Annotated in this window: 11 protein-coding genes; 5 read left to right on the top strand and 6 right to left on the bottom strand. The window is 41.3% G+C overall.

The genetic code is table 11. The annotated features are described in order from the left end of the window. Positions 1–127: 127 nt before the first annotated feature. A complete protein-coding gene (locus tag PluTT01m_RS01960; protein ID WP_011144774.1) occupies positions 128–1,141 on the bottom strand; it encodes an IS630-like element ISPlu10 family transposase in 1,014 nt (337 codons plus the stop codon). Positions 1,142–1,266: 125 nt separating this feature from the next. Here PluTT01m_RS01960 and PluTT01m_RS01955 point away from each other — a divergent pair, with 125 nt between their 5' ends. Genes PluTT01m_RS01955 through PluTT01m_RS01945 form a run of 3 tightly spaced genes read left to right on the top strand, consistent with a single transcriptional unit; the run spans position 1,267 to position 5,303 of the window. Next, the gene (locus PluTT01m_RS01955; protein ID WP_011144773.1) at positions 1,267–1,506 is read left to right on the top strand and encodes an HTH-like domain-containing protein; all 240 of its coding nucleotides are present in this window, start codon (positions 1,267–1,269) and stop codon (positions 1,504–1,506) included. Positions 1,507–1,533: 27 nt separating this feature from the next. Continuing rightward, positions 1,534–4,161 carry a TrlF family AAA-like ATPase gene (locus tag PluTT01m_RS01950; RefSeq protein ID WP_011144772.1) on the top strand — a complete coding sequence of 876 codons (2,628 nt, stop codon included), beginning with the start codon at positions 1,534–1,536 and terminating at the stop codon, positions 4,159–4,161. Further along, complete coding sequence (locus tag PluTT01m_RS01945) at positions 4,140–5,303, top strand: RNA/DNA-binding domain-containing protein (protein WP_041379885.1); 1,164 nt, start codon at positions 4,140–4,142, stop codon at positions 5,301–5,303. Before PluTT01m_RS01950 ends, PluTT01m_RS01945 begins: the two co-directional genes overlap by 22 nt. Before the next feature lie 155 nt (positions 5,304–5,458). Here PluTT01m_RS01945 and dsbA read toward each other — a convergent pair whose 3' ends face one another. Both dsbA and PluTT01m_RS01935 read right to left on the bottom strand, forming a co-directional pair. Next, positions 5,459–6,082, bottom strand: a complete 624-nt coding sequence (gene dsbA / locus PluTT01m_RS01940) for a thiol:disulfide interchange protein DsbA (protein WP_011144770.1) — start codon at positions 6,080–6,082, stop codon at positions 5,459–5,461. 20 nt (positions 6,083–6,102) lie between these two features. Continuing rightward, positions 6,103–7,095, bottom strand: coding sequence for a serine/threonine protein kinase (locus tag PluTT01m_RS01935; RefSeq protein WP_011144769.1), 993 nt, complete (start codon positions 7,093–7,095; stop codon positions 6,103–6,105). 217 nt (positions 7,096–7,312) lie between these two features. On the opposite strand from PluTT01m_RS01935, the gene mobA reads away from it, so the two are divergent. Together mobA and mobB are read left to right on the top strand one after the other, a co-directional pair. Continuing rightward, on the top strand, positions 7,313–7,903 hold the full coding sequence (gene mobA / locus PluTT01m_RS01930) for a molybdenum cofactor guanylyltransferase MobA (protein WP_041379884.1): 591 nt from the start codon (positions 7,313–7,315) through the stop codon (positions 7,901–7,903). Next, complete coding sequence (gene mobB, locus PluTT01m_RS01925) at positions 7,900–8,418, top strand: molybdopterin-guanine dinucleotide biosynthesis protein MobB (protein WP_011144767.1); 519 nt, start codon at positions 7,900–7,902, stop codon at positions 8,416–8,418. The genes mobA and mobB overlap by 4 nt, the downstream gene beginning before the upstream one ends. A gap of 80 nt (positions 8,419–8,498) precedes the next feature. On the opposite strand, the gene PluTT01m_RS01920 is transcribed toward mobB, so the two are convergent. The 3 genes from PluTT01m_RS01920 to gorA all read right to left on the bottom strand — a co-directional run bounded on the left by PluTT01m_RS01920 (position 8,499) and on the right by gorA (position 12,857). Further along, positions 8,499–10,151, bottom strand: a complete 1,653-nt coding sequence (locus tag PluTT01m_RS01920) for a coiled-coil domain-containing protein (RefSeq protein ID WP_011144766.1) — start codon at positions 10,149–10,151, stop codon at positions 8,499–8,501. Then, the gene (locus tag PluTT01m_RS01915) at positions 10,148–11,236 is read right to left on the bottom strand and encodes a DUF4297 domain-containing protein (protein WP_011144765.1); all 1,089 of its coding nucleotides are present in this window, start codon (positions 11,234–11,236) and stop codon (positions 10,148–10,150) included. Before PluTT01m_RS01915 ends, PluTT01m_RS01920 begins: the two co-directional genes overlap by 4 nt. Before the next feature lie 265 nt (positions 11,237–11,501). Then, positions 11,502–12,857: a glutathione-disulfide reductase gene (gene gorA, locus PluTT01m_RS01910; RefSeq protein WP_109791286.1), complete on the bottom strand. Its 1,356-nt coding sequence runs from the start codon at positions 12,855–12,857 to the stop codon at positions 11,502–11,504. Positions 12,858–12,952: the final 95 nt, after the last annotated feature.

Genomic DNA, 12,952 nt, shown 5'->3' with positions numbered 1-12,952 from the left:
GGTGGGTAGGCCGTTTGTGATGTAACTTACTTTTGCCTTACCAGAAGTTGTTCGATTTCAATGTCAATTCTTGCTTTTTTATATCCTTTATAAATAACTTTTCATAATTATAATACACTCACTCTTTTTATTCTCTGCTATTCCTGTAGGGACATGAATTTAAAAACGTTTTCACTTTCTCAAGCAATTGCCACATATACTGACAGCCATGATTTCGTGTCACCGTTTCATGTAAGGATTGCCACAGACGCTCAATTTTATTCAGCCAGGGTGAATAAACAGGTAAAAACAACAGATTAAATTTAGGATGACAAGCCAGCCAATCTCTGACCCGTCGGCTTTTATGGATACTGTAATTATCCAAAATCAAAGTGAGGGTTTCAGCATGACAATACTGGCGTTCAAGTTCTTCCAATACATTGATAAATAAATGAGAATTCTTATTTAACCCGTCAGCATAAGTCACTTTTCCCGTTTGAACATTCAGGCAACCTGCAAAATAATGTTTTTGGTTTTTTCCTGGTGTCACTATACGTTTCTGTTGCCCTTTTAAATACCAGTCAGCCCCGATTTTTGGATTCAGCTCGATGTCGACTTCATCTTCATAAAAAACGGGATGTTTTTCTGAACACGTTGACAATGCCTCGGTAATTTTCGCCATTTTTTCATGGTACTCGGGATCGGGTAATTTAAGCGTCGGGGCTGCCCTTCGCCACACGATACCCATTTTATGTAAGTAACGATAGAAGGTACTGATGGATAATTTTATGTTTAATAATTCATTGATTTTAATTATAAAAAACTCAAGACTCCAGCGAGAACGCAGGCAGCCCAATTGCTGGGGAGAATATTGCAATAAAAAAGACAGTAAAGGATAAAGCGGGATTAAATTCCAGACAGCGGGTCTGCCCACAGGCAGGCTTTTGAGTCCTTCCAGACCATATAAAGTCAACCAGTTTATCCAGCGATAGACAGAAGAACGACTGGCGCAAAGGGTTTTGGCGACCAGAGAGACAGACTCGCCTCGATGCAGCATCAATATGGCCATGAGCCTGCGAGCATAATCTTTATCTCGGGTGTTCTGGATAATTTTTTTCATCTGGCGTCGTTCATTGCGGGGTATAGGTGCTATGATAGGCATAACTCAGTCCGTTTAGTGGTTTGGGATTATCTACAATTGATCAGATTGCAAAAATTGGACTGAGTTCCCTCCAAGTGTTCTACTATTTTGAAAAGTTATTTATAAGCACGTGAGTAGTGTTAAATATGAGTGAAAACGAGATTTACAGACGCATAAAGCTTGCTTTTGACAAAGCGCCAAGAAACCAGTTTACGGTTGAGTTACATTTGCAAATGCTCAAACATGCCGACGAATTAAAACACATTATAGCGAGGGAGTTTTGTGAAGGTGTAAGTCTTCACCCGAGCTTCGGCACGGAGTTTAGTAAAATGCGTAATTTGACCTCTCATCTTAAAGCTGCTGGTCTTGACACGAATCTTCTTTGAACAAAATATTTTTGGAGGAGGGTATTAATGAGTGACGACACTTTTGAATATGGCAGCCGGTGGCTCAAGACGGATTTTCATCTCCATACCCGTGCGGATAAAGAGTTCAAATACACGGGTGCAGATAACGACTACGTAAATCAATATGTACATTCGCTAAAAGATGCCGATATTGGCCTTGGTGTGATTACCAACCATAACAAGTTCGACATGTCTGAATTTAAGAGTCTGCGCAAAAAGGCTCAAAAATCTGGCATTGGTCTGCTGCCCGGTATTGAGCTCTCGGTAAAAGATGGGAACGCGGGTGTGCATACCCTAGTGGTGTTTTCCGATGAGTGGATAAGCAACAAGGAGCAAAAAAATTATATCCAGGACTTTCTCAATGTGACCTTTGCCGGGAAAGCTAATTTTGAGCAGGAAAATGCGCGTTCGAATCACGATATTCTCAAAACCATTAAAATTTTGGATGGTTATCACAAAGACTACTTTTTAGTTTTTGCTCATGTGGAAGCACCCAACGGTTTATGGGGTGGTTTATTGCCGGGTCGGATAAAAGAACTTTTCGACAATGCTTTTGTTCAATGCAGAGCTTTGGCATTCCAAAAGGTTCGCACCCGAGATGAGCGCTCTAAGATCCAGCAAGCACTGGGTGACTTATATCCTGCTGAAGTGGAAGGTTGCGATGCTAAGAACCTTGCCGATATGTCGGCCAGAAAGGAAGCCAGCTATCTCAAACTCGGCGCGTTCAGCTTTGAGGCTGTAAAATTTGCCTTGCGGGATAAGACATCTCGCGTACAAGCTAAGCTACCTGACTATCACCATTCGTTTATTCGTAAAATCAGTTTTGAAGGTGTGGGCACCTTGGGTGGCACTGAAATCTGTCTATCACGGGAACTGAATACTCTGATTGGTATTCGTGGCAGTGGCAAATCTTCCGTATTGGAAGGTATTCGCTATGCCCTGAATATCCCGTTTGGCGATAAGTCCTCTGACGTTGAATACAAAGAAGGTTTAGTAAAGCACCTGCTATGTAGTGGCGGGAAGATCACTATCGACGCGATTGACCGGCGAGGCCAGCCTTACCAAATACGTCGTATATTAGGTGAACGCCCTGATGTATATGTTAACGGGCAATTACAGCCGGGTGTGTCGATTCGAGAAACCGTCCTACATCAACCCATTTACTTTGGTCAAAAAGACTTGTCGAGTACTGGCGCTGGGTTTGAAAAAGACCTCATTGAAAAGCTGGTTGGGGAAGCTTTAATTTCTGTTCGCCAAAAGATAGAGCAAGGCCGTCAGCGCGTAGTGGATGCTATTGATCAAATTAAACGTTTAACCCGTGATGCCTTGCAGAAACAAGAGTGGCTGCAAAAAAAGCAGGATGTTGAGTTTAAGTTAAGGTTTTACCAACAACACGGCGTAGAAGCCAAACTGCAAAAGCAGATTGATTTTGATCGGGATGAGCGCAAAGCGCAGCAGATGATCCAAGGGGCACAGCATTATCTGACCGAGCTAAATAGCTTTATTGCCAGCTTTGAAGATGAACTGAAAAACCAGATTCTGTATAAGTCAGCACAGAATCAGCCTTTTTTTGATGGCTTTTTTGCGGTCTATCAACAGTTGCTCACTGGCTTTGATGAAATTAAGCAAGTGGCTGGAAGTGACCAAGCGACAGTTCAGCAATTGCAGCAAAAGCTGGTGGGCTTTCAACAACAAAAACAAGCGTTGAAAGAAGAATTTGCAGAAATCGAGCGCAAGTTAGCCAGTGAGTTTCAACAAGCGGGTGCACAAGCAATCAGTCCGCAAGAGTTTAAGCAGTTTAAAAGTCAGCTCGATCAGGCTGAGCAAATGCTGGCTGTATTGACCAAGAGTGAGCAGCAATATACGGATTTGAATCAAGGGGTTGAACGGGAATTAGTTCAACTGAATAGTCTTTGGTTTGAAGAATACGGCACTATTGAGCAAGTGCTAAATAAAATCAATCGAGTGGATTCGCCGTTAAAAATTGTGCCGAAATTTAAAGATAACAAAGCGGCCATGCTCAAGCATATTCAGGATTTATACCGCGGTAGCCGTATTCGAGAAGCTACATTGCAAACAGTGGTGGACGAGTTCAGCGATTTTGGCGCGGTATGGCGCGAAAAGGATAAGTTGAAAGCGCAGCTTGGTGGTTCATTCGATACCTTCTGTCAGTATTTTGAAGATAATCTAGACGCTTTGCTGACTTGGCAGGTGCCGAATGTTTTCACCATTGAATACCACGGTAAGGCTCTGGCTCATCATTCATTAGGGCAGCGCGCATCTGCATTAATACTGTTTGTTCTAAGCCAACAAGAAAATGATATTGTGATCATCGACCAGCCAGAAGACGACTTGGATAACCAGACGATCTATGACGATGTTATCAAGCTCATTCGTGAGTTAAAGCCAAAAACGCAGTTCGTCTTTGCCACTCATAACGCCAACATTCCAGTGTTAGGCGATGCTGAGCAAGTCATCGCCTGTGAATATCAGGATGATAATATCAATATTGTCAGTGGCAGCATTGACTGCGCGGATGTTCAGCAGCGTATAGTCGGTATTATGGAAGGTGGTGCAGAAGCCTTCGAGAAACGTAAACAGGTATATGAAGCATGGAAACCCAAGAGCTCTTAGCAATAATTGCACGTGATGAAGATAGCCGTCATCAATTTAAAGCAGACGTCAACAATGCATCTTCGTTGGGTGCCGAAATGGTAGCGTTTTCCAATGGTACTGGAGGCTTAATTCTCATTGGTGTTAACAATGGCGATGGGTCTCGATCTGGATTGACGAGAGAAGATATCGGTCGAATTAATCAAGTCATAGCGAATGCTGCTACAAATAATGTTCGCCCCCCAATAAATCCTGTTACTGAAAACATTCAACTCCCCGATGGCCTGGTCATTGCTGTACATATAGAGCAAGGCATCAGTAAACCTTATATGGATACTCAGGGCTATGTTTGGGTGAAAAATGGTTCTGATAAGCGAAGGGTGACCGCTCGCGAAGAATTGCAACGAATGTTTCAGGAGGCGGCACTGATTCATGCAGATGAGACGCTGGTAAGTGGTACGTCAGTAGCCGACATCGATCAGGAGTTCTTTGATTCGTTTTTTGAGGGGGAATACGGAGAGAGGGTTGAGGAGCAAGGTGTATCTCGCTCTCAGCTTTTAGAAAATATGAATTTGGCTAAAAATGGTCAGTTGAATATTTGTGGTACTTTGTTGTTTGCATCGCGGCCTCAGATTCGTCTTCCTGTTTTTATCGTAAAGGCTGTTGCCTTCCCCGGCGTAGATATTGAAGATGAGCACTATATTGATAGTCAAGATATCAATGGCAAGCTGTCGGATGTGTTCCAAAAGGTGCTGGGGTTTGTATTGGCAAATATACGACATATTCAAAATAAGCAAAGCTTTAACTCACTTGGCGAGCCTGAAATCCCGAGGATTGTTTTAGAAGAACTGATTTCCAATGCGCTTATTCATCGCGATTACTTTGTGTCAGCCCCCGTTAAAGTGCTGGTTTTTGCAGATCGAATTGAAATTATTAGCCCCGGCCACTTACCCAATAATTTAACCATTGAGAACATCAAGATGGGGAACTCTAATATTCGTAACCCAATCTTGGCTTCATTTGCTTCTAAGGTATTGCCATACAGAGGCTTGGGAAGTGGTATTAAACGTGCAATCAAAGCATATCCAGATATTGAATTGATTGATAATAGGGAGGGGAATACATTCAAAGCTATCATTAGCCGAATGTTACTCAATGAGTGACTCCAAATCACTTCACTGAATATTTTCCGCCTGTATTTTGTGACGAAAACTGGCAAAAGCAGAAATCCGGTACCTGAGCAATCAGACTGTCGCCTACTAAGAGGAATCCCCCTCCTGAGTCACGAAGTGCAAAGGTGGGGGAGAATGCCAAATTATTACTTCTGACTTAACAAGAAGTTAACAACATCTGAATAGGGTTTCGCATAGTTATCAGCAGAAGTGGCATCAATGCCGTCATTTTTCACCATATACTTGCCGTTAACAAACATTGCCGGTACACCTCGCAATTGCAAATCCTGAGCGGCTTTTTGCTGCTTAACAACTAAGGATTTCACCACAAAACTGCTCATAGCAGCATCATAATCCTCAGCAGTCACCCCGGCTTTGATAAAAGCATTGCGAATATCATTCGGAGTCTTAATAGCCAGTGTTTTCTGAATCCCCTCAAACAGCACCGGAGTCACTTTGTCTTCAACACCCATTGCCATTGCCGCAGCCCAAGCAGTAGTCAATTCTTTACCCAGTGGCCCTAAAAAATCCACATGATAACGGACAAGTTTTGTCCCTTCCGGTAAATGCTGTTTCACCGTCTGAGGCACTTTAAAAATCTCTTCAAACTGATAACAATGGGGACAATAGAAAGAGAAGAATTCTAGCACCGGTGGTTGATCCGCTACCGGCGATTTCAATTCAACATACTGTTTTCCTTCAGTAAAATTGGCGGCAGATACGCTAAATGCCATAACCATTCCGACTAAAGCTAACCACAACTTCTTCATAACTATCTCCATGATAAACATTAATACATCGGGTTAAGCTGCAAAGGTGATTCCTGCAACAGCTTAATCTGTTCAGAAAAAAGTGACGTCTGTTTTAACCAAAAATCGGTATCTGCCATCCAAGGAAATGCTTTGGGAAAAGCAGGATCCTGCCAACGTCGAGCAACCCATGCCAAATAATAGATCATCCGCATAGCACGCAATGGTTCTATCAATGACAATTCCTTCGGATCAAAATCTGCAAATTCACTATAGGCTTCCAGCAGTGTATCTAACTGCAATAGCTGTTCCTGACGAGAGCCATGAAGCAACATCCATAAATCCTGAATTGCTGGGCCGTTACGCGCATCATCAAGGTCAACAAACCAAGCTTCGTCACGCCACAAGATATTACCCGGATGACAGTCACCATGAAGCCTCAATATTTGCCAATCATCGCGCCAATTTGATGCTACAGCATTTATCAAATCATCCAATACTGCCAAAAATTGCCTTTTCTGTCCCGCAGGGACCAACTCACATGCAGCCAAATACTGTCGTGGTTGATGCAGATACTCATTTAACCCGATAGTTGGACGAGAAGTGAATTTTTGCCGACGGCCAATCTGATGAATTCTCCCTAGCAAACGCCCTACATCCTCTAACTGAAAGAGATTATCGGATTCATACTGACGCCCCCCAATGCTTGGAAAAACGGCAAAAAAGAAATCTTTAAAAGTCAGTAAAGTTTGCTTATTAAATACCAAAGGTGCCGCAACAGGTAAATCAGCCTGTTGTAACGCCAAAGCAAAATCGTGCTCCTCCTGAATCTGCTGCTGGTTCCAACGTAGTGGCCGGTAAAATTTCACAACATAACGTTTACGATCTTCATCCGTAAACTGATAAACACGGTTCTCATAACTGTTTAATTCTGTCAGCCCGGAATCGACATACAGCCCGGTCTGCACCAATGCATCCATAATCAAATCCGGCGTTAACTCCCGGAAATTAAAAGCAGACTGGTTTGTTAGCACATTCTATTCTCTTGATTAATCTGTAATAACGGCTATACAAATTAACAGGGATGACCGCCCAGAGAAAGGACTGCTCTGTCAATAAGCGTAAAGATGACCCTTTTATCAGCAAGTTATCCGGTGATCTTATTTAAAAACGCTTACTTAACCCCACATAATCAAGCTGAAAAAAGTTATATTAACAGTAATAACTACCTCAGTTGATAACTTGAACATTATGCAACCAAAAATAAGCGGCGCGATCCTTGCTGGAGGTCGCGCCACCCGTATGGGCGGCAATGATAAAGGGTTAATTTTTTTAAATAAAAAACCACTGTACCAACATATTGCAGATAAGCTATTTCCACAAGTGGATGAATTAATTATCAACGCGAACCGCAATCTGGATATTTACCGACAAAGTGGTTATCACATTGTTCCAGATTTAACACCAGACTTCTCTGGCCCCCTTTCAGGCATGCTGACAGCCCTAAAATCAGCTAGTTACGATTGGGTTATATTTGTTCCTTGTGATGTACCAGATCTCCCTACCGATTTGGTCATTCGCTTATGGCAGGGAAAACAGCAAGCATTGGCAGCCTATGTAAATGATGGCAGCCGGGCTCACCCTACCATCGCTTTACTACACCGCAGTCTGACTTCTCAATTAGAAAATTATCTGGCTAACGGTGATCGTAAATTGATACTGTTCATGCATAAGATCAGAGCGATAGCCGTTCAATTTGATGATAATCCCATCGTCTTTACTAATCTGAATACACCGCAAGATTGCCAACATTGGGAACATATACAGGAGATCAAAAAATGAGAGCCAAACCGCTTCCGCTACTAGGTATTACAGCCTATAGCGGAACAGGAAAAACTACACTTCTCAAACAAGTGATCCCACTATTACGTCAACAGCAAATCCGGGTTGGTCTGATAAAACACACCCATCACGATATGGATGTGGATAAACCGGGCAAAGACAGCTATGAGCTGCGCAAAGCCGGCGCAGAGCAAACTCTGGTTGCCAACCAGCAACGCTGGGCGTTAATGACAGAAACGCCAGATTTGATGAAAATAGATTTGAACTATCTTGCCAGCCGTTTTGATCCAGATTCACTGGATCTGATTCTAGTGGAAGGTTTTAAAGATGAGCCAATCAACAAGATCGCTCTATACCGCAACACTCTTAACCACCGATTAAACGATCTTCTTGATCAACATGTGATTGCTGTTGCCAGTGATGAACAATTGGAGACTATTTTGCCACAATTGAATATCAATCAACCTGAACAGGTAGCTGATTTTATTGTCGAATGGCTGAATATGGAACGTTAAGTCACTTCCGCCTGCGCCCAGAACACAGGCAGAAGACCAAAAACAACTATTGATGAGGGAATAATTGACCAGCTGTATTGTTAAGACAACGATGCTTTTTGGTATAAAGGCATAACTTGCTGGTAAACCTTATCGTATAGATTTACTTTTAACAAGCTGTATTTTTCAGTCATTGTCAATGTTTTAAATCCATCTGTTTCTCTCTCAAAAGAAACTGAACCGATAATTAGCTGATTATTAGTCGATAGACCATCAATACATAAATCGAATAATTTTTTCGTCGTATGTGGATCAGGGTCTTGTTGTTTAGGCGAATCAATTACCACAGGAAGCATAGGGCTTGTTGACTTATCTTCTATCGTTTTAAGAAGAGCATAGTGATAAGCCAATATTGCTCTAGGAGCACGACTGCCAGTTTCACTCTTAGATATCGGACCATACTGGAGAATAGTTCCAACTTTTGGGTCTTTAATACCTAACTCAGTTTGTGCGAACTTCAATGATTCTTTAAATTTTTCATTGATTTCACTTGTTCGTTTTTTATCATCGAACTCTGCTATTTCTTTCGAGAGTTTGGTTCTGGCAACATCTAATTCACTTATTTTTTGTAGCAACTCATTAATTTGCTCATCGAAAGTGAATTCAACCTGCTTACTTGCTTGAGATTTTATAACGTCTTGAAGAGTTAACTGTTCTTTAACTTCTTGAAGCATACCTTTAAGCTCAGAGCTTAATCTTTGAGCATTTTTCAAATCTTCTTTGATACTGGCAATTTGCTCATCATATACTGACTTTTGGTCATACAATTCAGGTATGATTTGCAAAAGCTTCTCTCTATTTTCAAGTACAGCATACTTAGCTTCTAAACTTGCCGATGTAGATAGAGAATCGATGTTATTTTCATAAAGTTGTCTTTTTGACTCTTCTATCTCTGCCACTAATTCGTCTCGTTGAGATAAGACTTTGATTAGTTTGATTCTGTACCCTGTTTCTTCCTTATGCAAGTATTGACACTTACGAAGAAAACGCTCTAATAATTCTTCATAATATTCAACATCAACATCAAAAAGTACTCTTCCGAATGATTCTTCGAAACGCTTCTTAGCTGCTTCCAGAGCTTTTAATGTTGCTCTGATTTCTTTAAGGTCGATATCAATTAAATTGATTTTCCCTTGAAGTTTGTAATACTCCTTGGGTTTTACACCAGCATGGAAGTTTAAAATATTTTTCTGCCAATCTTTGTACATTTTCAAACTACTGAATGAATCTAATACTGTACCCCATCCGTTATCTTGGTCGATATAGAATGGAAGATAAAGACTTGCAGGTTGTGCTTGCCCTTGAACTAAAGTTTCCTTTAAGACTAATTCTAAATTAAAGTCAAAGATATCTCGTACAGTCAATGCAATATCTGTACGAGAATTAGAGGTCACTAAGAGGTGCTCTTGTTCTTCTGTAATATCGAAGATGGAAATACGTTTTTCGTGACGAATAAATGCATAGTCACGATTATTAACGCAAATAACAACTTTTGAAACAAAGTTATCATCCTTCCACTTTTTATCCAGTCGAACATCGGCACCTAATGTATGATATAGGCTCTTGATAAAGCTAGATTTCCCTGTGTCGTTCTCACCAGTAATGATATTTATGTCTGGTGAGAACTCGAAAAAGAAGCCTTTCTTATCACGAAGGGATAATATGTGAGCACTTTTAAAGTAGATGCTTCTCATACCTTACCTCCCTCTAATAGCTTCTGGATTATTGAGTAAACAACAATACATTCTTTCTTTCCTGACTTTAAGGCCAATGTATAATCCGGACAAAGTGCATCAATTTTGTGAATAATTCCAGTTACATACATTTTCAAATCCGAATAAACGCTCGCCTCATCGTAAAGGTTAATTGCATATTCTAGATATACAGTCGACGGATTCTTTGTATTTTGGTTAAGGTCGATACAAACTTGTGAGAACGTCGCTTTTAGCGGAATAATCTCAAAAAGAGTCTTACCGAGGTTGTTGAATATAGTTTCCGCCATTTTCCAATCAGGCTTCATACTATTACTTACATTCAATGAGTCTAGAACACCATTAAATGCTCGGGATGAAAACCCTTTTCGAGATATAAGGTCTGAAAAATCAACGATATCAGCTGATTTTACCTTAGATTTGTTTCTACATTCTTTTTCAAGCAAAGCTGCTAGCACATTTACACTTAATGTAGTGTCATCACCGAATTTATTACAAAGGAAATCGCACAGTTTACCTTTTAAGTGTGTGATGTGGTCATCTAGGCTTAATGAGGATTGAACAAACTTCAATATAGAAAGATCAATGTTTTCATCATCGAGCTTCACTTGGTCTTTGATTGCTTGTTTGAAGCTAATCTTATGCTCATCTTTTATTTCACTTGCACTAAATAAAGATTTACCACCATTCTTCTCACATAAATTAAATGACGCATTAGTCACAAACAATAGCTGAGGCGAGTAGTTACAAAAGTTTCTATGGTGAATAAATAGCTTGCCAATTATAGATATTGGTTTTCTCTTTGTGCTTTTGTGTAAATCATAAGCAGTCCAATGTGATTCACTGGTTTTTACCTGAGCAAAAGTGAGGTCTGTTGGAGAGTATTCATCATCTAATATTAGAACATCATCATGATACTCGAAGATAAATACATAGTTTTTTCCATCCAGTTCATATTCCAACATTTGAGACAAAGCCCAACAGGTCTGATAGTCAAACCCTCGTTGAGCAATCTCACCACCTCTTTCAGACTGTGGAATACTAATCAAAGCTTCAGCTAGCCCCATAAACTTCCTTATGCTTTGCCAAATGGACATACTCAATCACAATGCTTATTAGATTGGATGTGAATTGTAGCATAATCAAAAACTGGGGTTACCTTATTCTTCTTACAACACGCGGTCAGACAAGTTTCAAATGAATTTCCCAGTCCCCGTGAACGATATTATTGTCAAATCTCAACATCACTACATTGACATAAAAGGCCAGAAATTACTCTGGCCTTACTAGGTTTTTCCAGTGGGAGAAACGTGTGTAGGTAGGTTTTCTACACTACCCCCTCATAGTAACAAACTCTTCCGCCGCAGTGGGATGAATTGCAACCGTGTTATCAAAGTCTTTCTTCGTTGCTCCCATCTTCAATGCAACAGCGAAACCTTGCAGCATTTCATCCATTCCGAAGCCGATACCATGAATGCCAACAATCTTCTCTTCCGGCCCGACACATACCAATTTCATCCGGCACGGCTGGCGATGTTGAGTGACAGCGGTATACATTGCAGTAAAAGAAGATTGATAAGTTTTCACCTGTTCTTCACCAAATTGCGCTTTCGCCTGAGGTTCAGTCAGCCCCACAGTACCAATAGGCGGATGGCTGAATACGACAGTTGGAATATTGGTGTAATCCAAATGTTCTTCTGGTTTATTGTTAAACAAGCGCTCAGACAGACGACGACCTGCGGCAACCGCAACGGGAGTTAACTCCACTGCACCGGTGTTATCACCTACTGCATAAATCCCTTTCACATTTGTGTTCTGATATTCATCAACTCTGATGTAGCCTTTTTCATTCAACTCAACACCGGCTACAGACAGGTTCAGATTATCCGTTACTGGTTCGCGGCCAATAGCCCAGATAAGGGTATCAACGGTTTGTTCTTTACCATTTTGCAGTTGCAAGGTCAGGCTACCATCCGCATTTTTACTTACTGATTTTGGCACCGATTCTGTATGCAAAGTAGGTCCTTCGGTATTGATAACTTCCAAGAGTGTTTCAACAATCATCGGATCAAAAGAACGCAACGGTGCATGTTGACGCACAAATAGATGGGTTTCACTACCAAGAGCATGCAATACACCGGCAATTTCTACGGCAATATAGCCTGCGCCAACAACCGCAACCCGCTTTGGCATCTCTTCCAATGCAAAAAAACCATCAGAATCAATACCATATTCTGCCCCTGGTATATCAGGCCACACAGGACGACCACCTGTCGCAATCAAAATATGATCTGCGGTGATTTTTTCACCATTCACTTCAACAGTATGTGCATCAACAAAACGGGCAAACCCCTGGATCACATCAACTTTATTGTTACCCAAGCCACGCCCATAAGACTGGTGGATACGATCGATATAAGCCGTGCGACTGGCAATGAGTGTCTTCCAGTTAAAGCGGTTGATTGTCGCATCAAAGCCATAATCTGGCCCATATTGGTGGATAGATTCAGCAATTTGCGCCGCATGCCACATCACTTTCTTCGGAACACAGCCCACATTGACACACGTTCCACCCAATGCCTTAGCTTCAATTAGGGCACATTTCTGCCCATACATAGCGGCACGGTTAATTGATGCTATGCCACCACTGCCACCACCAATCGCTATATAGTCGTAATGTTTGCTCATCCGGATTGTTTCCATCTAATCAATTCAAGGGGGTTAATACCCAAAGCCTATTATGGCAAAAAATATCAAGCAGTCGCGATGGTTTTGGCTCTCGC

Source organism: Photorhabdus laumondii subsp. laumondii, assembly GCF_003343245.1.
In the GTDB taxonomy this organism is placed as follows: domain Bacteria; phylum Pseudomonadota; class Gammaproteobacteria; order Enterobacterales; family Enterobacteriaceae; genus Photorhabdus; species Photorhabdus laumondii.
Note: the sequence above shows the minus strand (reverse complement) of the source record. Positions and strands in the feature narration are given on the sequence as shown.